Origin of the sequence: Mesorhizobium sp. L-8-10 (assembly GCF_016756635.1) — a bacterium.
Classification (GTDB): domain Bacteria; phylum Pseudomonadota; class Alphaproteobacteria; order Rhizobiales; family Rhizobiaceae.
The window spans coordinates 6,140,484-6,161,110 of record NZ_AP023263.1 but is presented as its reverse complement, the minus strand read 5'-3'; the positions used below and the strand labels follow the sequence as shown (position 1 = coordinate 6,161,110).

Sequence of the window (20,627 nt, the reverse complement as noted above, 5' to 3'; positions counted from 1 at the left end):
AACATATGTCGGAAGCATCCACGGGACTGCGGCTCTACAATACGCTGACGCGCGCGAAGGAGGACTTCGCCCCGATCGACGTCCGCAATGTCCGGCTCTATGTCTGCGGCCCGACGGTCTACGACTTCGCCCATATCGGCAATGCCCGACCGGTGATCGTCTTCGACGTGCTGTTCCGCCTCTTGCGGCACCTCTACGGCGCGGACCACGTGACCTATGTCCGCAACATCACCGACGTCGACGACAAGATCAACGCGCGCGCCGCGCGTGACTTTCCGGGCCTGCCGCTGAACGAGGCGATCCGGCAGGTGACTGAGAAGACCGCGCGGCAGTTCCACGAGGACGTCGCGGCGCTGAACTGCCTGCCGCCCACGCACGAACCGCGCGCAACGGAGCATATCGCCGAGATGCGGGCGATGATCGAGCGGCTGGTCGCGCGCGGTGTGGCCTATGTCGCCGAGGACCATGTGCTGTTCTCGCCTTCCGAAATGAACAGGCGGTCCGGGCCGCGTTATGGGGCACTCGCCAAACGATCGCTCGACGAGATGCTGGCCGGGGCACGTGTCGACGTCGCCTCCTACAAGCGCGACGAGATGGATTTCGTGCTGTGGAAGCCGTCCAGGCCCGGAGAGCCTGGATGGCCGTCGCCTGCCGGCATAGAGGTTGACGGTCGGCCGGGCTGGCACATCGAGTGCTCGGCCATGTCGATGGCCAAGCTGCTCGAACCCTTCGGCGGCGGCCTGCAATGCGATGATCCCCTGAAGAACACCTTCGACATTCATGCCGGCGGCATCGATCTCGTCTTTCCGCACCACGAGAACGAGATCGCACAGTCCTGCTGCGCCTTCGGTTCCGAGCGCATGGCCAATGTCTGGATGCACAACGGCTTCCTGCAGGTCGAGGGCCAGAAGATGTCGAAGAGCCTCGGCAATTTCGTCACCATCAACGAGTTGCTGCGCACCGATACGTTCGGCGGCCGCCGGTGGCCGGGGGAGGTGCTGCGGCTCGCCATGCTGACGACGCATTACCGGCAGCCAATCGACTTTACGGCCAACGCGCTCATGGAAGCCGAGCGGACGCTGGATGGCTGGTATCGCGCCGTCGGGGACGTCGATGCCGGCGACGTGTCATGCGCCGAAACGGTCGATGCGCTGCTCGACGACCTCAACACGTCGAAGGCGATCGCGGGTTTGCACGAACTGCGCGCCGAAGCTTCGAAGGGATCACTCGGCGCGAAGCAGGCCCTCAAACGCAGTGCCGCGCTGCTCGGCCTGCTCGGCCAGACCGAGAGTGCCTGGACCGCCGGCAAGGCGGCGAATGCCGGCGTCGATCGTCAGGCGATCGAGGCGCAGATCGCGACGCGGCTGGCCCATATCGCCGCGAAGGACTGGCCGGCCGCCGACCGCGTGCGCGACGAGCTTCTGGCGCAGGGCATCCAGCTGAAGGACGGCAAGGATCCCGCAACCGGTGCGCGGGTGACGACCTGGGAGATGAAGCGGTGACATTGGCGGTGGTTCACCCCCCTCTGCCCTGCCGGGCATCTCCCCCTCAAGGGGGGAGATTGGCTGTGGCTATCGCCAGCTCTCATTGGAAACGCTGGTGCTATTTGCAGCTTGCCTACAGTGAGGGCGGGCATTGCGGCCGGCCAATCTCCCCCCTTGAGGGGGAGATGCCCGGCAGGGCAGAGGGGGGTAACGGACCTCGCCGACACGAGAAGCGGGGATCGGTTTCATGAACCACGCGTCCGTCCCCGATACCCACCGACGTCTCGCGCGAAAAATGCGCAAATCCATGACAGAAGCAGAGCTAAAGCTCTGGAATGAAATCCGCGCTCACCGGCTGATGGGGCTCGGCTTCAGGCGGCAGTTGCCGATATCAGGGTACATCGTCGATTTTGCCTGCCCGGAGAAAAAGCTCGTTATCGAGATCGACGGCTCTCATCACGGGGAAGCAGGGCAGGCCGAAGCGGACCGAATCCGCGACGCAAAGCTTCAGTCTCTCGGTTGGACTGTCCTGCGCTTCTGGAACGACGACATCCTTCGCGACATTGACGGTGTATGCCAACATATCGTGGTTTCGGCCGGGCGCGATGAGCCCGGCCTTGGTAAGGAGGCAGCAGCATGATCGATCACCTCGGCATCAGCGTTTCCGACTTCGAGGCCTCGAAAACCTTCTACGACAAGGCGATGGCACCGCTTGGCGCTTCATTGCTCCATATGGTTCCGGCCGAGTACACGGGTGGAGTCAAGGTCGGTGGCTATGGCCGCGACCGGCCGGTGTTCTGGCTGCATGAGGCGACGCCGACCGGCCCCGGCCGCCACTACGCATTCACGGCGCGGAGCCGTGCCGAGGTCGATGCCTTCCACGCGGCCGCACTCGCGGCCGGCGGCAAGGACAACGGCGCGCCGGGGCTACGCCCGCACTACCACGCCAACTATTATGGCGCCTTCGTCTTCGATCCCGACGGCAACAATGTCGAAGCCGTCTGTCACGCATCGGAGTGAGGGGGAGACGACGATGAGCCTCGACAACAAGCCGGTCTATTCGGGCGGCTGCCAATGCGGAGCGGTGCGGTTCCACATCGAAGGCGCCCTGGGCGACGCCTCGATCTGCCACTGCCGCATGTGCCAGAAGGCAAGCGGAAATTTCTACTTGCCGCTCGTCTCGGTGCGCGGAGCTAAGCTCAGTTGGACCCGGGGAGAGCCCAGGAAGTTCCGCTCGTCCAACCATGCCTGGCGTGGCTTCTGCGGCGACTGCGGCACGCCGCTGTGCTACGAAGCGCCGGACGGGATCGCGATGGCCATTGCATCTTTCGACCATCCCGAGACGATCGCACCGGTCATCCAGTGGGGCGTCGAGGCGAAGCTTCCCTATGTGGACCGCATATATGAACTGCCCGGCGAAGAAACCATGGCCGACATCACCTCGGCGCCGTTCCTTGCCGATCTCGTCTCCTACCAGCATCCCGACCACGACACCGAAACCTGGCCGCCCGAGGAGAGATCATGACCGAGACCATTCGAACCGGCGGCTGCCAGTGCGGCGCCGTGCGCTTTCGCATCCAGGGCGCGCTCGGCAGGTCTTCGATCTGCCACTGCAGGATGTGCCAGAAGCAGTTCGGCTCGTTCTTTTCGGCGCTGGTGACTGCGCCGACGGGAGGCGTCGAGTGGCCGCGCGAAGAGCCGACCTATTTCCAGTCCTCGGTCAATATCGATCGCGGCTTCTGCCCGCGCTGCGGGACGCCGCTGACCTATCGCCACCCGGGTGGCCTAGAGATCGCGATCGGCGCTTTCGACGACCGCTCCGACCTGGCGCCGCAGATCCAGGTCAACTATGCCGCGCGCCTGCCATGGGTGGAGAAGATCTTTGAAGTGCCGGTGCATGACGATCCCGACTATTACACCAGGCAGGAGACGATCATCTCCTTCCAGCATCCCGATCGCGATACGGCACAATGGCCGGCACAAGGCTTGAAACTATGAGTGGGCGGCAGTCGTGCCCGGCTTGCTACGCTTGGGAACTGCACAAGGCATGTCCCGGCTCCGGGCTACATCCGATCGAGGGGGCCGGTCACGCCTGTTCCGAGCCGGGGATCCTCGATCGGCTCATCCGCGCGACGGACAGGTTCTGAGGCAAGAACTGATGCAATCCAGAGGAAGTGTTCCAACATTGCCCATGCCATGAAACGCGAACGTCTCTATCTTTTCGACACCACGCTGCGCGACGGCCAGCAGACGCCAGGCATCGACTTCTCGGTCGAGGACAAGATCGCCGTCGCCAGACTGCTCGACGAGTTCGGCCTCGACTATGTCGAGGGCGGCTATCCTGGCGCCAACCCGACCGATACCGCCTTCTTCAGCGAGAAGCGGACGGCTGCCGCCCGTTTCGTCGCCTTTGGGATGACCAAGCGCGTCGGGGTGTCAGCTTCGAACGACCCTGGCCTTGCTGCGCTCATCCAGGCCAAGTCGGATGCCGTCTGCTTTGTCGCCAAGAGCTGGGACTATCATGTCCACGTCGCGCTCGGCTGCACCGAGCAGGAGAACCTCGACGCCATCGGCGCCTCGGTCGAGGCGGTGCGCGCCGCCGGCAAGGAGGCGCTGGTCGACTGCGAGCATTTCTTCGATGGCTTCAAGGCCAATCCGGGCTACGCACTCGCCTGCGCCGAGGCCGCCTATGCCTCCGGCGCGCGCTGGGTGGTGCTGTGCGACACCAATGGCGGGACCCAGCCTTCCGAGATCAGCGCGATCGTCGAGAAGGTCATTGCGGCAGGCATACCGGGCGACCATCTCGGCATCCATGCCCATGACGACACCGGCCAGGCGGTGGCCAACTCGCTGGCCGCGGTGGAAGCCGGGGTGCGGCAGATCCAGGGGACGCTGAACGGCATCGGCGAGCGTTGCGGCAATGCCAACCTCGTGACGATCGTGCCGACGCTTCTGTTGAAGCCGGCCTTTGCCGATCGTTTCGAGACAGGGGTGTCGCTCGACGCACTGGCCGGCATCTCGCGCCTGTCGCGTGCCTTCGACGAATTGCTGAACCGGGCCCCGGAACAGCAAGCACCCTATGTCGGTTCGTCCGCCTTCGCCACCAAGGCGGGCATCCATGCGTCGGCGCTGATCAAAGAACCCAGGACCTACGAGCATGTTCCGCCCGAAACCGTAGGCAACCGGCGCAAGGTGATGGTGTCGGACCAGGGCGGCAAGGCGAACTTCATCGCTGAGCTGAAGCGTCGCGGCATCGACGTGCCACGCGACGACCGCCGGCTCGACGCGTTGATCGCGCTGGTCAAGGAGCGCGAGGCCGAAGGTTATGCCTATGAGGGGGCGGATGCGAGCTTCGAGCTCCTGGCGCGCCGGATGCTGCACACCGTGCCCGAATTCTTCCGCGTCACCTCGTTCCGCTGCATGGTCGAGCGACGCTTCGACGCCAACGGGCATTTGAAGACCGTATCCGAAGCGATCGTGAAGGTGCTCGTCGACGGCGAGGAGAAGATGTCGGTCGCCGAAGGCCATGGCCCCGTCAACGCGCTCGATATCGCGCTGCGCAAGGATCTGGGCAAATTCCAGAACGAGATCGGCGACCTGACGCTGGTCGACTACAAGGTGCGTATCCTCAACGGCGGCACCGAGGCGGTGACCCGGGTCCTGATCGAATCGCACGATTCGACCGGCGCGCGCTGGTCGACGGTCGGCGTCTCCGACAACATCATCGATGCCTCGTTCCAGGCGCTGATGGATTCGATCGTCTACAAGCTGATGAAGAACCGCGAGATGGCGGGGCTGGTGGCGGCGGAATGACCGACGCCAAGCACTATCTCGTTCCGGCGCAATCGGGACTGGTCGTGACGGCGAAACGTGGCGACCGGATACGCATCACGGACCCGAACCGGCGTGCCGGGATAATCGCGGCATCCGGGCAGGCCTGAGGCTTCCGCCTGCCTGGGCCATCAGCCTGGGCAGGTAAACTCGTTGAGCCATCAACCGGATTGCGCTGAACCATCACAAATTTTGTGTGGTGCTCGGCGCGCGGCGGGCGCATAGGAGCCGCATGACTGTCCAGACCTTATCGGAACATGACGCGCAAGCGGCAACGCGCGGCTTCTTCTTCGCTCTCGGCGCCTATACTTTCTGGGGCGTCCAGCCGATCTTCATGAAGGCGGTGGCGCATATTCCCGCCACCGAGGTGGTCGCCCACCGCATCATCTGGTCGGTGCCGATCGCCGGGCTGGTGCTCCTGCTGCTCGGACGCACCGCCGACCTCAAGGCAGCGCTGCGCTCCGGTCGGACGCTGCTGATGGCCGCAGTGACAGCGTCGCTGATCACCTTCAACTGGGGCATCTATGTCTGGGCGATCGCCGTCGACCGGGCGGTCGAGACGGCGCTGGGCTATTACATCAACCCGCTGGTCAGCGTGCTCATGGGCGCGATGCTTCTCGGGGAGCGGCTGAGCCGTCCGCAGGTGCTGGCGGTCGGGCTGGCGGCGCTGGCGGTCGTCATCATGACCGTTTATGCCGGCGGCCTGCCATGGGTTTCGCTGGCTCTGGCGCTATCCTTCGCCGTCTACGGCTTCCTGAGGAAGACGTTGCCGATCGGTCCGAGCCAGGGATTCTTCCTCGAAGTGCTGATCCTTTGCCTGCCGGCGCTTGGCTATATCGCCTGGCTGCAGTTCAACGGCGAGAGCCATTTCGTCGCCTCGGCGCCGGGCGACATGGTGCTGCTGATGCTCTGCGGTCCGATCACGTCCATCCCGCTGCTGCTTTATGCGTTCGGCGCCAAGCTGCTGCGTTTCTCGACCATCGGGATCATGCAGTATATCGGCCCCTCGATTGTGCTTCTGATCGCGGTCTTCGTGTTCGGCGAGCCCTTCGGCGGCGTGCGCGCAGTCGCTTTCGGGCTGATCTGGGCGGCCCTGGCGATCTATAGCTGGACGATGCTGCGCGGGCTCAAGGCGGCTTGATCGCGGCCGCCGTCACAATTTGTCGATGACGGTGGCCACACCGCTCGAAGGCACGCCGTCGGCCACGGCTTCGGCCAGGACGGCGGCGACGACCGCCCCCGGCTCGTCGATGACCAGCGGATCCACCAGATGGCCGCTGTGGATGAAGCCGGCCTCCCGCATGTGGTCGAGCAGCGCCAGCATCGGATCCCAGAAGCCGCGGACATTGACGAAGACGATCGGCTTGCGATGATGGCCGAGCTGCCCCCAGGTCATGATCTCGACGATCTCCTCGACCGTTCCGATGCCGCCCGGCAAGGCCACGAAAGCGTCGGATTTCTCGAACATCATATGCTTGCGCTCGTGCATGTTCTCGGTGACGACGAGTTCGTCGAGGCGTCCCAGGGCGGATTCGGTCGCTTCCTTGCTCATGAGGAAACGCGGGATAATGCCGGTCACCTTGCCGCCGGCCCGGATGGCGCTGTCCGAAACCGCGCCCATGATGCCCTTCGTGCCGCCGCCATAGACGAGACGGAGCCCGGCACCGGCGATGGACCGCCCGAGTTCCTGCCCGGACCGGATATAGATGTCGTCACGGCCGGGCGAGGAGCCGCAATAGACACAGATGGATCGTATCGTGTTCATGCAACTGGACGAGCTCTGCCTACGTGACTGTAGCGGATTGGTCCATCTGAGTTCATCTTTTTCCGGGGTCAAGAGCCCTTGTTGGGTTTCTTGTCGGTTTCCGGAAAAGGGGATAGACCGATGGAAGTTGGCTAAAGGGGCGAAAAAGGTAGATGGTCGTTAATCCGCTCAAGGCGATCCTGTTCCTGGCGGGCGGCGCGGCCGCCGTCGCGGGGGCGGCCTATGTATCGGGAGCGTTGGATTCTCTTCTTGTTCCGCCCCCGGCCGTGGTCGCCGCACTACCGGGAACGCAGCCGGACGCCGCAGCCCCGAAAGCCGAGCGCCTTCCCGGCGCCGAGCCCGCGATGCCGTCTGCCGGAACAGTCGCGCCGGCGCTCGAGGCGGCGGCTCCCGCTCCCCCCGACTCGCAAGGGCCGGCCGTGCCGTCCTTCGACATCGTCCGGGTGGAGCCCGACGGGTCGGTGGTGATCGCGGGCAAGGCCGCGCCCGAGGCGCAGGTCGACCTTCAGGCCGGTGGCGGCGTCATCGGTGGCGCAAAGGCCGATGCCAGCGGCGATTTTGCTATCGTGCTCGACAAGCCCCTGGCGCCTGGGGACTATCAGCTCACCTTGCGCGCGACACCCCCGGCGGGAGCCGCCGTCCCTTCGGCCGAGACCGCGGTCGTGTCGATCCCGAAGGCGCCAGGCGGTCCGGTACTGGCCATGGTCGAGCAACCCGGCAAGCCTTCCCAGATCATCACGACGCCGCAACCTGCGCCCGCCGGGCCGGCTCCGGCTGCCGCCACCGAACCTGCGCAGCCTCCGGCCGCAGTTCAGTCGCCTGTGGAAGCCGAACCGGCCGCTCCGAAACCCGCCGAACCGGCAGCGACGGCCGCGCCTGCCAAGCCGTCGATCGCCGTCCAGGCCGTCGAGATCGAAGGAAAGAAGGTGTTTGTCGCCGGCATGGCACAGCCGGGCCAGAGGGTTCGTGTCTATGCCGACGAGATCCTGCTTGGGGAGGCGAAGACCGACGCCAATGGCCGTTTCCTGGTCGAGGCGGAGCGCGACCTTCCGGTCGGCAGCTATATCATCCGTGCCGATGTGCTCGGCGCCGACGGTCTGCAGATCGTTGCCCGTGCCGCGGTGCCGTTCGAACGCGAGCCCGGCGAGGCGATCGCCGCGGTGGCCTCGCCCGCACCGGCGCAATCCGCTTCGCCCGAGCCCGCCGCCCCCGCGGCTGTTCCTGAAAAAGCAGCCGCTCCCGAAAAACCTGACGCGCAGGCCGGCGAAAAACCGGCAAATACGCCGTCCGAACCGGCGGTCGCCTCCGCGGAGCAGCGCAAGGCCGCCACGGAAATCGCGGCCAATCCGCCCGACGTGACGGCTCCCAAGCTCCAGGCCGTCGAAAGTGCCGTCATCATCCGTCGTGGCGATACGCTGTGGCGCATCTCCCGGCGCGTCTACGGTCGCGGCGTGCGTTATTCCACCATCTATCTCGCCAATCAGGACCAGATCTCCAATCCCGACCGCATATGGCCGGGCCAGGTCTTCTCGGTGCCCCACAAGACCGAGGAAGGCGAGGCCGCCGACATGAAAGCGATGGGCGAGCAGATGACGTCGAAGCCGGGAGCGGCCGACACGGCGGCAACGGCCGTTCCCAAGGCCCAATAACCAGTTGCATCGCCATCGTTCATCGTATATCGGCGATGGACGATGGCGCAGGCAGCAACCTCACCCCAACCCGAAGAACCGGGTGCTGACCGGCTTGCGGTCAAGCTCGGCGCATTGTCGCATCCGGCCCGTATCGAGATTCTGCGGCGGCTCTCCGCCTCGGGTGGCTGCTGCTGCAAGGAGGTTGTCGAGTCCCTCGACCTCGCACAGTCGACCGTTTCCCAGCATTTGAAGGTGCTGGTCTCCGCCGGGCTGGTGCGTCACGCGGTCGACCGCCAGCGCTCGCTCTATGCGGTCGACCGGGAGGCGGTGGCGATATTGTCGAGGGCGATCGCGGGGCTGCTCGATTCCTGCTGTTCCGGGCAATGGAACTGCGGGCGGTCCGGGACGGACGGCAGCCCGGAAGAGCAATAAGAATCCGAGGAAACGCCGCGTGGCAAAGACCGTCTCAGCCGACTCCGGCTCGACCCTCAAGACCGTCGTCAATCTCTGGCCCTATATGTGGCCGGCGGATCGTGCCGACCTGAAGGCGCGGGTGGTCTGGGCAACCTTCTTCCTGATCGCCGCGAAGATCATCCTCGTCATCGTGCCCTATTTCTTCAAATGGGCGACCGACGCCCTGGCGCATGACGGCAAGACAACCCCGCCGCTGCCGGCGTTTCTGCTGGCGCCGGTCATGCTCGTCATCGCCTATAATGTCGTGCGCCTTGTGCAATGGGGGCTCAATCAGCTCCGCGACGCGCTGTTTGCCCGGGTCGGGCAGCATGCGGTCCGCCAACTCGCCTACAAGACCTTCGTCCATATGCATGATCTGTCCCTGCGCTTCCATCTCGAGCGGCGCACCGGCGGCCTGTCGCGGATCATAGAGCGCGGCACCAAGGGCATCGAGACGATCGTACGCTTCACCATCCTCAATACTGCGCCGACCGTGCTGGAATTCGTGCTGACCGCCGCGATCTTCGCGGTGGCCTATGGCTGGCTCTATGTCTTGGTCGTGGCGACGACGGTATGGGTCTACACCTGGTTCACCGTTCGGGCGAGCGACTGGCGCATCTCGATCCGGCGCGAGATGAACGATTCCGATACCGATGCCAACACCAAAGCCATCGATTCCCTGCTCAACTTCGAAACGGTAAAATACTTTAACAACGAACGCATGGAGGCCGAGCGCTTCGACCGGTCGATGGCGCGCTACGAGATCGCGGCGACCAAGACCTGGACGTCGCTCGGCTGGCTGAACTTCGGCCAGGGCCTCATCTTCGGCATCGGCATGACCGTCATGATGGTCATGTCCGCACTGGAGGTGCAGGCCGGAACCCAGACCGTCGGCGACTTCGTCTTCATTAACGCCATGCTGATGCAGCTCTCGGTGCCGCTAAACTTCATCGGTTTCATCTATCGTGAGATCCGCCAGGCGCTCACCGACATCGAGCAGATGTTCGACCTGCTCGATGTCCCGCAGGAAGTGACCGACCGGCCGGATGCCAAACCGCTGAGCGTGATCCAGGGCACGGTGGAGTTCCGCGACGTGCATTTCGCCTACGATCCGGAGCGGCCGATCCTCAAGGGCGTCTCATTCAGCATTCCGGCGGGCAAGACGATCGCCATCGTCGGGCCGTCGGGCGCCGGAAAGTCCACAATCTCGCGGCTCCTGTTCCGCTTCTACGACACGCAGAAGGGGGCGATCCTGGTCGACGGCCAGGACATACGCGAGGTCACGCAGCACAGCCTGCGCACGGCAATCGGCATGGTCCCGCAGGATACGGTGCTGTTCAACGACACCATCGCCTACAACATTCGCTATGGTCGGCCGGACGCCGACGAGACGGATATGCGCAGGGCATCGGAACTCGCCCAAATCTCCGGTTTCATCGAGAAGCTGCCCGAGGGCTACAAGTCGATGGTGGGCGAACGCGGGCTGAAGCTTTCGGGCGGCGAGAAGCAGCGCGTGGCGATTGCGCGCACCATCCTGAAGGCGCCGCCGATCCTGGTCCTCGACGAGGCCACCTCGGCGCTGGACACGCACACCGAGCAGGAGATTCAGACCGCCCTGGACCTGGTCAGTCGTGGACGCACGACGATCGTCATTGCCCACAGATTGTCCACCGTGATCGGTGCCGATGAGATCATCGTGCTGCGGGAGGGTGTGATCGCCGAGCGCGGCACACATCAGAGCCTGTTGCGCCAGAAAAAACTCTATGCGGCCATGTGGGACCGGCAGCGCGAGGCGACGGAGGCGGAGGAGCGCCTGAGGGTTGCGCGCGAGGCCGACGAGCTCGGCGTGGTTGTGCGCCGCCGCACGGCCGAGGTCTGACGTCAACGGCCGATAAGATCGAGCGTCGAACACAACGGCGTGGCCCACCCTGGTGGCGCGAATGCCAAGCGGCCGAATGGGCCGTGCGCGGCTGGGGCCGCCTGGATGGGTCAGCACCCGCGGCGCCTGAATGTGTCGGCAATCAGGCCTATTGGCATGGGTCGCGGAGCGCCGGTCCGGGACGACGGCGCGTTGCGGCGGGCAGGCATATCGGTTAAGCAGGCGCGAATTCGAAATGGAGCCGGCCATGAGCATAGCCGACACGATCCGCAACGCCTTCGTGCCGATCCATCGCGAGGGCTATCCATTCATCGCGGCCTTTGCTGCGGCGACGCTGGTGCTGGCGCTGCTGTCCTACACGCTGTTCTGGATCGGGCTCATCCTCACGGCCTGGTGCGTCTATTTCTTCCGCGATCCCGAGCGGGTCACCCCGGTCGACGACCGCCTGGTCATCAGCCCGGCGGACGGCGTGGTGTCGGCGGTAGGGCCGGCCGTGCCGCCGCGCGAACTCGGCATGGGCTCGGGCGAGATGACCCGCATCTCGATCTTCATGAATGTCTTCTCCTGCCATGTGAACCGCGCGCCGGTTCGCGGCCGCATCACCAGGATCGAGCATCGGCCGGGCAAGTTCCTGAATGCCGAGCTTGACAAGGCAAGCGCCGAGAACGAGCGCAACGGCCTCGTCATCGACAGTCCGAACGGCACGATCGCGGCGGTCCAGATCGCCGGGCTTGTGGCGCGCCGGATCGTCTGCTGGGCCGACGCCGGCAGCAATATCGGCGTCGGCGAGCGTTTCGGCCTCATCCGCTTCGGCTCGCGAGTCGACGTGTTCCTGCCGGCACAGGCTGCGCCGCGCGTCGCCATCGGCCAGACCGCGGTGGGTGGGGAAACGGTGATCGCCGAGTTCGGCGGCAATGCCGCGGCGCCGCTGGTCCGGATCTCCTAGGTCCATGGCAACCCAAGGTTTCAAGCCCTTCCAGCCGCATGGCCAGGGCGGTCCGCGCATCCACGAGATACCGCTCCGGCTGATCATCCCGAACCTCATCACGGTGTTGGCCATCTGCGCGGGCCTGACCGGTGTGCGCATGGCGTTCGAGGGTCGTTTCCAGACGGCCGTGGTCATGGTCCTCATCGCCGCCTTCCTCGACGGTATCGACGGGCGCGTGGCGCGCGCGCTGAAGGCATCCTCGAAATTCGGGGCCGAGATGGATTCGCTCGCCGACATCGTCAATTTCGGTGTCGCGCCGGCACTCGTTCTTTATGCCTACCTGCTCGACCAGGCCGGTTCGCCGGGCTGGATCGCGGCGCTGCTCTTCGCGATCGCCTGCGGATTGCGGCTCGCGCGCTTCAACGTGCTTCTGGGCGACGAGGAACGCCCGGCCTGGCAGGCCGACTATTTTGTCGGGGTGCCGGCACCGGCGGGAGCCGCACTCGTCATGCTGCCGGCCTATCTCGGTTTTCTCGGCGTCGAGCCCGGTCCGGGCTTCGCCTTTGCCGGCGTCGGCTACACGATCCTCATCGCAATCCTGCTGATCAGCCGGGTGCCGGTCTATTCCGGCAAGAAGCTAGGGCTGCGCGTGCGCCGCGACATGGTGATGCCGCTGATCTTCGGCGTGGTGGCTTACGTCCTTCTTCTGTCGGCCTATCCCTGGTACACGCTGACGGCTTCGGTGGCCGCCTATCTGGTCTTCCTGCCCTTCAGCGCGGGCGCCTATGCCCGCAAGGCTCGGCAGGAGGCTGAGAAAGGGACTGAAAAGGTCGTTCCCGACGCCGACACGGAGGACGGCACCAAGTCCGATTGATGCCAACGGCACTGGATGCGGACACGTCCAATGAGCGCGGATGCTGCGTATTGCGGGCTTCGCAGTCGCGCTCCAGCGGTCGATGGCATCGGTCGTTGGCATGAAGCACCAGGCGCGGCCCTCTACGCCGCCTTGTCGAGACCGAGCCTTTCGACCGCGAGGCGCCGGGCAGAGGGATAGTCGGTCTTGCCCGAGCCGAGCAAAGGAACCTCGTCGACCTTCACGATGTCCTGGGGAACCATCAGGGCGTTGGCGCCGACATTTCGCCCGTGCTGGACGAGTGCTTCGGGCGCGGCCTCCTCGGCGGTCGTGACAAGAACGATCCGTTCGCCGCGACGCCGGTCGGGCACCGCGACGACGGCGTGCCGATCCTCGGGCCAGAGGGCCTGGGCGAGCATCTCCACGGCGCCGAGCGACACCATCTCGCCGGCGACCTTGGCGAAGCGTCGTGCGCGTCCCTTGATGGTGATGAAGCCCTCGCGATCGGTCGACACGATGTCTCCGGTGTCGTACCACGCCGCGTCGACAGGCTGGATCTCGCCCGGCGCGTCGGCCGTCATGTAGCCGATCATCACGTTGGGCCCGGTGATCCAGAGCCGCCCGCCCTCGGCTATTCCCTCGACCGGCTCCACCCTGAGCTGCATACCGGGCAGCAGGCGTCCCACCGTGCCGTCGCGATTGTGGATCGCCGTGTTGACCGCTACGACCGGAGCCGCTTCCGTGAGCCCATAACCTTCGACGATCTCCGCTCCGAAACGCTCGCGCCAGGTGCGCCGCGTCTCTTGGCGCACCGGCTCGGCGCCGGCGACCACCAGCCTGAGGCTCGAGAAATCGTTGTCGTCGGCCGTCCGCGCATACCCCGCCAGGAAGGTGTCGGTGCCGAACAGGACCGTCGGGCGAACCTTGGCGGCGATGCCCGGAATGAGCTTGTAGTGGAGCGGGGACGGGTAAAGGAAGAGTCTGACGCCGGTCAGGAGCGGAAGAAGCGTGCCGCCGGTGAGGCCGAAGGAATGGAAAGCCGGCAGCACGTTGAGAAGAGTATCGCGCGGCGAGAAGGCGATGCGTGCCTCGGCCTGCATCGCATTGGCGACGAGGTTGCGGTGGGAAAGCACCACCGCTTTCGGCGTGCCTTCGGTGCCTGAGGTGAAGAGGATGACGGCAGGCTTGGCGGCGTCCTGCGCCGCGAGCGGCCGGCGCCACAGTAAGGCCGCTCCGAGCTTTTCCGCCATTGTGGCACTCGTGCTGACGTCCTCGAGCCAGACGAACTTCGCGCCGCCCTGTTCGGCGGCTTCGACGATGTCGGCGAGCCCGGCCTTCTGGACGAAGGCGCGCGACGAGACGACGGTTCGGATGTGCGCCGTGCGGACCGCCGCCGTCACGTTTGCCGGGCCGGCCGTGTAGTTGATGACCGCGGCGACGCGACTGGCGGAAAAGAGGCCGACGAGTGACGCGACCAGGGCGTTGGCGTTGGGCAGCATCACCCCGATCGCTTCGCCAGGCGCCGAGGCGGAGGTGATGCGTTGGCCGATCAGACGCGCCTCGATGAAGAGCCGCTTATAGGTGAGGGCGCCAGCGACGGCGTCCTCGACGACGATCCTGCCAGCACCGAACCGGAAAGCGGCGTCACGTATGGCCAGAAACAGACTGCGGAAGGAGTCCGTCGCGGCCAGGCGTGCGTCGGCGGTCCGATCGAAAAGGGCGTTGGCGGCGGTCGTCTGCTGGCCGTCTGGCCTTTCTACCAGTTCAGCGAGGCTGACGGGCTCGAGCGCGACGGGCGTAAGGCGCGGGAACCAGTGGCGCGGCGCCTTCTCCGCCGGTGTGAAGGAGAAGGGCAGGTGGCGTGCTCCACCGATGAAAATCGGGACGATCCGTGCATCTGCCTTGGTCGCGATCCGCGCCACCGCCCGGTAGAGACGAAACGCCTTCATGTCCGGCTCTACAGCGTCGGGGAAGTAGACCGCCAGTCGTCCCTTGCCCCTGAGATGTCGCACCAGCCGGCGGCTGACGAACACATGCTCGGCATTGAAGGCGATCGTGCGGGCGAGCTCCCGCCACGGTTCCAGCCAGCCTGCCGCTGCAGATTCGGGATCGAGGATATGGAGCGTGTCCTGCGGCAGAAGCGCCAGCATGAGCGCCGGATCGATGCGGGACTGATGGACGATCGCATAGATGACAGGTGGCTTGGCTTCGCGCGCGATCCGGATCCGACGGTCGGCGATAGGGTATGCGAGCTTGAACGGCACATAAAAAAGCGCTTGCCGAAAGCCGATGCCGAGCCGCAGCATCTCGACGGCGGCGATCGCCAGATAGGCGGCCACCACACCGAGGAGCAGAGCGACGATCAGGATCATGCCGCACCTCCCTGCCTACCACTTTCGCGATTCTTGATTTGATCGCTTCGATCGAAAGGGTAACGGAAGTAGCCCGAAGGTCAATGCGAGTTTGCGTGACCGGCACGCAGTCTGGCCCCGAAGCCATACGACGAGGGCGTCAGTCGGGAAGCCAGAGTTTGCCTTGCCACAGCCCGGGATAGTCCGTTACGAAGCCGAAGTCGGAAACTTCGAGCGTCTCGTCATAGCCGTAGGCTGGAGATGTGTAGCGGTAGCGGGTCTCGCCGAGCCGCTCATAGGTCTGCTCCAGGTAGTCGAGCCGCGCTTCGGGAAATTCGAGATAGACGGCCGGTGAAGGCCTTGTTCCGTCGCCGACGGCCAGCGCATGGCGGTTGAGCGGCAGGAGGTTGGTCGCCGGCGTGAACCCCAGGTCGACGTCGATGAGCCCGGCGAGGCGCAACTGCTCGATGCCGTTCAGGCTCCATCCGCCACTGCCGGAGGGGGCGATCTCGAAGCGGAGATCCTGCGCGCCGAGCGAGCCGGTGACCAGTGCCGAGCGGGTTCGCCAGCCGGTGTCGCATGTGACCTCGTAGCTCAGGCTGCAGGGCCGGCCACCCTCGCGGAACACTGCGCGGCCGTCGAGCCTCCAGCCATCTGCCAGTTTCGACAGACGGCAGGTATCGTGGCCTTCCACGTCCAGCCTCTCCCAAAGGATCGCGGCGACCGTCATCGCTCTTCTGCCCCTTGCGTTTCCGTTGGGTTCTCCCCTGAAACCGCCGACGACAATGCCGTCGTCAGGCGACCGGGGCAACATCGAAAAGAAGAAGCCGGCCCTTACGGACCGGCCCAAGTGAAGGGACGGGTCTGAGGGGGTAAGGGGGGTGGGGGGACGACCCGTCCAGCCCCCGTAACGCGCGGCCCTTCGGATGGTTCCCGCGCGGATGGATTATTTTTCCGGTGTCGGGCGTTTGCGGAAATGCTCGCCCGCGATCATCAGCAGTCCGGCGCCGATGATGAGCGAGGCACCCAGGAAGACCTCGTGTCGGGGAATGTCCGCCCAGATCAGGTAACCGAGCAGGAACGCCCAGACGAGCCCGGTATATTCGAATGTGGCGACGATCGAAGCCTCAGCGCGCTTCATGCCTTGGAACAGCGTGAACTGGGCGATGCCGGCCAGCGTTCCGGCGCCGAGCAGCAATAGGATTTCGAGCAGATCGGGCGTGTGCCAGAGATAGACCAGCGGCACGCCGGCCGTGACCAGGAAGAAGGAATTGTTGAGGACCATCTGGACGATGGTCTTCTCCTGCAGCGCGATCTTCCTGAGAAGCACGATCGACAGGCCCCACATGAAGGCCGCTGCAAGCACCAGCAGGACCGGAATCGAGAGCCCGAGCGTCGCCGGATCACAGGCGAGGTATACGCCCGCGAAGCCGATGAAGACAGCCGCCCAGCGCACCGGAGGTACCTGCTCCTTGAGCACGAACACCGACATCGCCGTCACCATTACGGGTGCGGCGTAGTAGATTGTGGTGAGCTCGGCGAGCTGGAGGTAACGCGCGGCCGTGTAGTAGCAGAGCCAGGCCACCAGGATAAGGAAGGATCGCAGGAACATGGGCTTCATGACGGGCGATCGCGCGGCTTCGACGCAGAGCGGTCGCCCGCCGAGGATGAGGCAGCCGATAAGGATCGTGACGCTGCGGAAGAACAGGACCTGCCAGACGGGGGTGGAGGCCACCAGAAGCTTCACCACCGCATCATGCAAGGTGAATACGAAATAGGCGACGCTGGTAAGCATGATGCCCGCAAGGACATGGTCCCGGGTCTCGGGAATGGGAACTGCGGACATCGGTAGGATCCCGGGTGCGGCGATGATGCCGACAGCCTGCTATCGCGCGCGGCTTGAGGCCGCGCTACGCCCAGGGTGGAGATTGCGTTGGGGCAGACGCGGATTGCCGCCGGGATCCTGCCGACGCAGTCCGAAGCGGCACTGCGGTCAGTTGGTGGCGAAGCAGTAGAGCAGCCCGTCGCCGCCGGTGCCGCGCAAGGCTTCCTGGCCGCATCCGCGCGAAGGGTGCGACGAGTTCCACGACTTCGCGGCCGCCGAATCGTCGAGGCCCATGCGGTCATGGTGACCGACCATGGCGCTGCCGTCGCCGGCACTGGTCCAGTTTTCGCAGGTCTGCGGTGCGGCCGTCCCGTCCGGCATCGAGCCGGTAAGGATGTCGTGCCGGTTCGGCTGGTCGCCCCGGCCGTTGACGACCTGGCCCTTCTCGTCGAGCCCGGTCTGCTTGGTGATACCGTTGCTGTCGGAATGGAGCGAGGCAACGTCGCCAGCGATCTTCTCGCCCTTGGCGTTGTACCAGGGACCGGAGCCGATCCGGTCTCGGGCATTGGCGTCGCTCGTCGACAGATAGGCACGCCAGGTCTTGCCGCTTGAACCGGCTGCCTGGGCCAGGCTCTGGCAATGCGCGTCGGCCCCGGCCAGTCCACCGAGATTGGCGCCGTTGCCGGGGCCCTGGCTGGTGATGAAGAAACTCATCTCCTGGTTCTGCGCATTCGCAGCGACGGTCAGGGCACACACCATGCCGGCCGCAAGAAAAAAGTTCGTCCTCATTGAGGTTCCTCCCTGAAGCTGATCCCGCCGGAGCGAGCCTATGACCGTGGGCAGCGGGGCGACCAATCACGACTCCGTGCGGAAGTCGTGAAGGTGACGTAGCGGCGCCTCATACAATCGTACAAATGGAACTCGGCTGGAATTCCCGGCAATATCGATGATGATTACATAAAATAACGACCGGTCGGCTATGCGGCCCGGGCGATGGCACCATGATCAGCGGAGAGGGGCGGGAAATAAGCGGCACTGAGGACGATCGCGACGACGACCTCATCGACCTCGTCTATGCATCCCTGCTCGGCGAGGCCGATTGGAACGACTTTCTGGATCGCTTGAGCGCTAGACTGCCCGGCGGCAAGACGGTCTTTTTCTTTCATGATTCGGTCCGCAACAGGGGCGATCTCTCCTTGACGTCCGGTCTCAGCGAGGAGGCTTTGCGGGCCTATGCCCAGCACTATTCACGCATCAATCCCTGGATGGCAAAGGCCTCGGTAAGGCCGATCGGGTTGGGTGTCGTTTCCGAGCAGATGCTCGACCGCGGGGATCTGGTGCGAACGGAGTTTTATGGCGATTTCATGCGATCGATCGGCGCCGAGGCGGCGGTGGGCGTCACGATCGTGCGCGAGAGCGGCCGCTCCCTGCTGTTGAGCACGCTGACCGACCGCGCCGACCCGAACCAGAACGTGGCAGCGGCCGAGACGTTGACCCGGCTTGCGCCGCATCTGAGGCGAGCCTTTCGCTATTACCAGACAGGGCCGTTCCAGAAAGCCCTGTCCGACGTCGGCGATCACTTGTTCGAGGAAACGGACATCGGCCTTGTTGTCGTAGGCGAAGGAATGACCGTCAAGTCCGTTTCCGCCGCGGCGGTTCGTCATATCGATGGAGGCGAGGGGATCGGCATTACGCCGACCGGGCGCGTTGCGCTGACCGACCAGGATGCGGCCAGGGCGCTGCAGCAGATGGTCGACCGACTGGCCGAAGGCCCCCGCGTTCATTCCCATGTCGTCGCCGCGTCCGGGAAGATGCGCAAGATCACGCTCGTCAGATTGAACAAGGATCCGATCGCCAGCTTTTTCGAGGGGCCGACCGTGGCGATACTGATCGAACCGGCTCAGGGTACTCGGCCGCCCGACCTGGAACGGGCGACCGCTGCGTTCAACCTGACGCCGGCTGAGATCAAAGTGGCGCTGGCGCTCAACCGCGGGATTTCGCTGCGCCAGGCGGCCGCCGAACTGGGGATCGCCGAGGGGACGGCGCGGCAGCAACTGAAGTCGATCTTCCGCAAGACGGGCACCTCGCGCCAGTCCGAACTGATCGTGTGGATGCGCAGCTTGAAACCCGGACGCTAAGGACAGCTGCAACGATAATTGAATCGGTCGGTTGTCTCGACCTGCGGCGGTGTGACTCACCCGGCAGGGATTCCCTGCCGGAGCGAGGCGCGCTAGCGGTAGCGACATGATCGACCGGCGCGGGATCCAGCAGCGGTGGGAGGCGGACGGCTCGAAGCGCGACGAGCGCGGCCGGCGCGTGTTCGCCGCCAGCGAGGCGCGCGCTGCGGGCCGGGGTGGGCTGGCGGCGGTCTCGGAGATCACAGGGCTGGCCCGCTCGACGATCGGGCGCGGGCTGAAAGACCTCGACGCGGCGCCGCCGCGCGGTCGGGTGCGCCGAGAAGGCGGCGGCCCGCGGCCGTTGACGGCGCGCGATCCGACGCTGCTTGCCGACCTTGAGCGCCTCGTTGAGCCGGCGACCTTGGGTGATCCGGAGCGGCCTCTGTTGTGGGTGTCGAAGAGCCTGGACAAGCTGGCGCGCGCGCTTGGCGACATGGGCCATGCGATCAGCCCCAACAGCGTGCGCAAGCTGCTTGTCAAGCTCGGCTTCTCGCGCCAGCTTAACCGCAAGACGGATGAAGGCGCGCACCATCCCGACCGCGATGCCCAGTTCGCGCACATCAACGCCAAGGTGGTCGCCGCGCAGGCGGCCGGTGAGCCCGTCATCTCCGTCGATACAAAGAAGAAAGAGCTCGTCGGCGCCTTCAAGAATGGCGGCAGCGACTATCGCCCGAAGGGCGACCCGCAGCGCGTCAAGGTGCACGACTTCGTCGACACGACGCTTGGCAAGGTCGTCCCCTACGGCGTCTACGACGTGGCCGCCAACGAGGGCTGGGTCAGCGTCGGCATCACCGCCGACACCGCCGAGTTCGCGGTCCACTCGATCCGCACGTGGCTCGAGCGCATGGGCCGCCAGCGCTATCCCTCGGCCGGCGCGCTGACGATCACCGCCGACTGCGGCGGCTCCAACGGGGCGCGCGTGCGGCTGTGGAAGGTGGAACTGCAGAAGCTCGCCGACGAGACCGGGCTTGTCGTCCACGTCCATCACTATCCGCCGGGCACGTCGAAGTGGAACAAGATCGAGCACCGACTGTTCTGCCACATCACGCAGAATTGGCGCGGCCGTCCGTTGACGGATCGCCTCGCCGTGGTCGAGTTGATCGGCGCGACCACGACCAAGACCGGGCTCAAGGTCGAGTGCGCGCTCGACGCCACCACCTATGAGAAGGGCGTGAAGGTCTCGGCTGCCGAGATGGCGACCCTCGATATCACCGGCGACCAATTCCATCCAGAATGGAATTACACAATCAAACCGCGGCGGTCGGCCATAGCGTAGCGGTTATCGTTGCAGCTGTCCTAAGCTGGCTTGCAGGATTCGCAGACGCTTCACCTGCTCAGCCGCTTCTCATGCTGAAGGTTTGTCGGAGAGCCGTGGGATGCTTTTTTCCGAAGCCTGGTTGGATCGGCGGACGCACCGACGGAACTGGGGGCCGATGCCGGGGCGGGCGAG

Annotated in this window: 20 protein-coding genes and 1 pseudogene; 16 read left to right on the top strand and 5 right to left on the bottom strand. The window is 65.2% G+C overall.

The features are described from left to right. The first annotated feature begins 5 nt into the window (after nt 1-5). From cysS to rarD, 9 genes and pseudogenes are all read left to right on the top strand, one after another. Entirely contained in the window at nt 6-1,502 is a 1,497-nt protein-coding gene (gene cysS / locus JN280_RS28875; protein ID WP_202307406.1) for a cysteine--tRNA ligase, read from the top strand. 229 nt (nt 1,503-1,731) lie between these two features. Further along, nucleotides 1,732-2,124 (top strand): endonuclease domain-containing protein, encoded by a 393-nt coding sequence (locus tag JN280_RS28870; protein WP_202307404.1) that lies wholly within the window; start codon nt 1,732-1,734, stop codon nt 2,122-2,124. Then, nucleotides 2,121-2,504, top strand: a complete 384-nt coding sequence (locus JN280_RS28865; RefSeq protein WP_202307402.1) for a VOC family protein — start codon at nt 2,121-2,123, stop codon at nt 2,502-2,504. Before JN280_RS28870 ends, JN280_RS28865 begins: the two co-directional genes overlap by 4 nt. A gap of 13 nt (nt 2,505-2,517) precedes the next feature. Beyond that, complete coding sequence (locus JN280_RS28860) at nt 2,518-3,009, top strand: GFA family protein (RefSeq protein WP_202307400.1); 492 nt, start codon at nt 2,518-2,520, stop codon at nt 3,007-3,009. Next, nucleotides 3,006-3,482 (top strand): GFA family protein, encoded by a 477-nt coding sequence (locus JN280_RS28855; RefSeq protein WP_202307398.1) that lies wholly within the window; start codon nt 3,006-3,008, stop codon nt 3,480-3,482. The genes JN280_RS28860 and JN280_RS28855 overlap by 4 nt, the downstream gene beginning before the upstream one ends. Nucleotides 3,483-3,496: 14 nt before the next feature. Then, nucleotides 3,497-3,631, top strand: a pseudogene (locus JN280_RS28850) (prolyl aminopeptidase); the annotation flags it as partial. A 49-nt stretch (nt 3,632-3,680) separates the two neighbouring features. Further along, nucleotides 3,681-5,297 (top strand): citramalate synthase, encoded by a 1,617-nt coding sequence (gene cimA / locus JN280_RS28845; protein ID WP_202307396.1) that lies wholly within the window; start codon nt 3,681-3,683, stop codon nt 5,295-5,297. Next, complete coding sequence (locus JN280_RS39620; protein WP_244742209.1) at nt 5,294-5,425, top strand: urea carboxylase-associated family protein; 132 nt, start codon at nt 5,294-5,296, stop codon at nt 5,423-5,425. Before cimA ends, JN280_RS39620 begins: the two co-directional genes overlap by 4 nt. A 122-nt stretch (nt 5,426-5,547) precedes the next feature. After that, nucleotides 5,548-6,456 carry an EamA family transporter RarD gene (gene rarD / locus JN280_RS28840; protein WP_202307394.1) on the top strand — a complete coding sequence of 303 codons (909 nt, stop codon included), beginning with the start codon at nt 5,548-5,550 and terminating at the stop codon, nt 6,454-6,456. Nucleotides 6,457-6,468: 12 nt separating this feature from the next. On the opposite strand, the gene JN280_RS28835 is transcribed toward rarD, so the two are convergent. Beyond that, a complete protein-coding gene (locus tag JN280_RS28835; protein ID WP_202307393.1) occupies nt 6,469-7,080 on the bottom strand; it encodes an LOG family protein in 612 nt (203 codons plus the stop codon). Between the two features lie 152 nt (nt 7,081-7,232). Between JN280_RS28835 and JN280_RS28830 the strand changes: the two genes are divergently transcribed. The 5 genes from JN280_RS28830 (at nt 7,233) to pssA (ending at nt 12,845) form a co-directional block, all read left to right on the top strand. Continuing rightward, complete coding sequence (locus tag JN280_RS28830) at nt 7,233-8,729, top strand: Ig-like domain-containing protein (protein WP_202307392.1); 1,497 nt, start codon at nt 7,233-7,235, stop codon at nt 8,727-8,729. A 42-nt stretch (nt 8,730-8,771) separates the two neighbouring features. Next, nucleotides 8,772-9,143: an ArsR/SmtB family transcription factor gene (locus JN280_RS28825; protein ID WP_202307391.1), complete on the top strand. Its 372-nt coding sequence runs from the start codon at nt 8,772-8,774 to the stop codon at nt 9,141-9,143. Nucleotides 9,144-9,162: 19 nt separating this feature from the next. Beyond that, a complete protein-coding gene (locus JN280_RS28820; protein ID WP_202315348.1) occupies nt 9,163-11,043 on the top strand; it encodes an ABCB family ABC transporter ATP-binding protein/permease in 1,881 nt (626 codons plus the stop codon). 247 nt (nt 11,044-11,290) lie between these two features. Continuing rightward, nucleotides 11,291-11,989 (top strand): phosphatidylserine decarboxylase, encoded by a 699-nt coding sequence (locus tag JN280_RS28815; RefSeq protein WP_202307390.1) that lies wholly within the window; start codon nt 11,291-11,293, stop codon nt 11,987-11,989. A gap of 4 nt (nt 11,990-11,993) precedes the next feature. Then, nucleotides 11,994-12,845, top strand: a complete 852-nt coding sequence (gene pssA, locus JN280_RS28810) for a CDP-diacylglycerol--serine O-phosphatidyltransferase (protein ID WP_202307389.1) — start codon at nt 11,994-11,996, stop codon at nt 12,843-12,845. Between the two features lie 122 nt (nt 12,846-12,967). Here the strand turns inward: pssA and JN280_RS28805 are convergent, their stop codons facing one another. From JN280_RS28805 to JN280_RS28790, 4 genes are all read right to left on the bottom strand, one after another. Then, nucleotides 12,968-15,196 (bottom strand): AMP-binding protein, encoded by a 2,229-nt coding sequence (locus tag JN280_RS28805; protein WP_202307388.1) that lies wholly within the window; start codon nt 15,194-15,196, stop codon nt 12,968-12,970. Nucleotides 15,197-15,335: 139 nt separating this feature from the next. Beyond that, complete coding sequence (locus tag JN280_RS28800; protein ID WP_202307387.1) at nt 15,336-15,905, bottom strand: putative glycolipid-binding domain-containing protein; 570 nt, start codon at nt 15,903-15,905, stop codon at nt 15,336-15,338. Nucleotides 15,906-16,121: 216 nt separating this feature from the next. Next, a complete protein-coding gene (locus JN280_RS28795) occupies nt 16,122-17,021 on the bottom strand; it encodes a DMT family transporter (RefSeq protein ID WP_202307385.1) in 900 nt (299 codons plus the stop codon). 147 nt (nt 17,022-17,168) lie between these two features. Beyond that, nucleotides 17,169-17,789, bottom strand: coding sequence for a hypothetical protein (locus JN280_RS28790; RefSeq protein ID WP_202307383.1), 621 nt, complete (start codon nt 17,787-17,789; stop codon nt 17,169-17,171). 212 nt (nt 17,790-18,001) lie between these two features. On the opposite strand from JN280_RS28790, the gene JN280_RS28785 reads away from it, so the two are divergent. After that, nucleotides 18,002-19,138, top strand: a complete 1,137-nt coding sequence (locus tag JN280_RS28785) for a helix-turn-helix transcriptional regulator (RefSeq protein ID WP_202307381.1) — start codon at nt 18,002-18,004, stop codon at nt 19,136-19,138. Between the two features lie 106 nt (nt 19,139-19,244). Then, on the top strand, nt 19,245-20,453 hold the full coding sequence (locus JN280_RS28780; RefSeq protein WP_202307379.1) for an ISAzo13 family transposase: 1,209 nt from the start codon (nt 19,245-19,247) through the stop codon (nt 20,451-20,453). Nucleotides 20,454-20,627: the final 174 nt, after the last annotated feature.

Coding starts and splice junctions, on each gene's coding strand:
- cysS (WP_202307406.1), top strand. CDS start 6: ATGTCGGAAGCATCCACGGGACTGCGGCTCTACAATACGCTGACGCGC.
- JN280_RS28870 (WP_202307404.1), top strand. CDS start 1,732: ATGAACCACGCGTCCGTCCCCGATACCCACCGACGTCTCGCGCGAAAA.
- JN280_RS28865 (WP_202307402.1), top strand. CDS start 2,121: ATGATCGATCACCTCGGCATCAGCGTTTCCGACTTCGAGGCCTCGAAA.
- JN280_RS28860 (WP_202307400.1), top strand. CDS start 2,518: ATGAGCCTCGACAACAAGCCGGTCTATTCGGGCGGCTGCCAATGCGGA.
- JN280_RS28855 (WP_202307398.1), top strand. CDS start 3,006: ATGACCGAGACCATTCGAACCGGCGGCTGCCAGTGCGGCGCCGTGCGC.
- cimA (WP_202307396.1), top strand. CDS start 3,681: ATGAAACGCGAACGTCTCTATCTTTTCGACACCACGCTGCGCGACGGC.
- JN280_RS39620 (WP_244742209.1), top strand. CDS start 5,294: ATGACCGACGCCAAGCACTATCTCGTTCCGGCGCAATCGGGACTGGTC.
- rarD (WP_202307394.1), top strand. CDS start 5,548: ATGACTGTCCAGACCTTATCGGAACATGACGCGCAAGCGGCAACGCGC.
- JN280_RS28835 (WP_202307393.1), bottom strand. CDS start 7,080: ATGAACACGATACGATCCATCTGTGTCTATTGCGGCTCCTCGCCCGGC.
- JN280_RS28830 (WP_202307392.1), top strand. CDS start 7,233: ATGGTCGTTAATCCGCTCAAGGCGATCCTGTTCCTGGCGGGCGGCGCG.
- JN280_RS28825 (WP_202307391.1), top strand. CDS start 8,772: ATGGCGCAGGCAGCAACCTCACCCCAACCCGAAGAACCGGGTGCTGAC.
- JN280_RS28815 (WP_202307390.1), top strand. CDS start 11,291: ATGAGCATAGCCGACACGATCCGCAACGCCTTCGTGCCGATCCATCGC.
- pssA (WP_202307389.1), top strand. CDS start 11,994: ATGGCAACCCAAGGTTTCAAGCCCTTCCAGCCGCATGGCCAGGGCGGT.
- JN280_RS28805 (WP_202307388.1), bottom strand. CDS start 15,196: ATGATCCTGATCGTCGCTCTGCTCCTCGGTGTGGTGGCCGCCTATCTG.
- JN280_RS28800 (WP_202307387.1), bottom strand. CDS start 15,905: ATGACGGTCGCCGCGATCCTTTGGGAGAGGCTGGACGTGGAAGGCCAC.
- JN280_RS28795 (WP_202307385.1), bottom strand. CDS start 17,021: ATGTCCGCAGTTCCCATTCCCGAGACCCGGGACCATGTCCTTGCGGGC.
- JN280_RS28790 (WP_202307383.1), bottom strand. CDS start 17,789: ATGAGGACGAACTTTTTTCTTGCGGCCGGCATGGTGTGTGCCCTGACC.
- JN280_RS28785 (WP_202307381.1), top strand. CDS start 18,002: ATGATCAGCGGAGAGGGGCGGGAAATAAGCGGCACTGAGGACGATCGC.
- JN280_RS28780 (WP_202307379.1), top strand. CDS start 19,245: ATGATCGACCGGCGCGGGATCCAGCAGCGGTGGGAGGCGGACGGCTCG.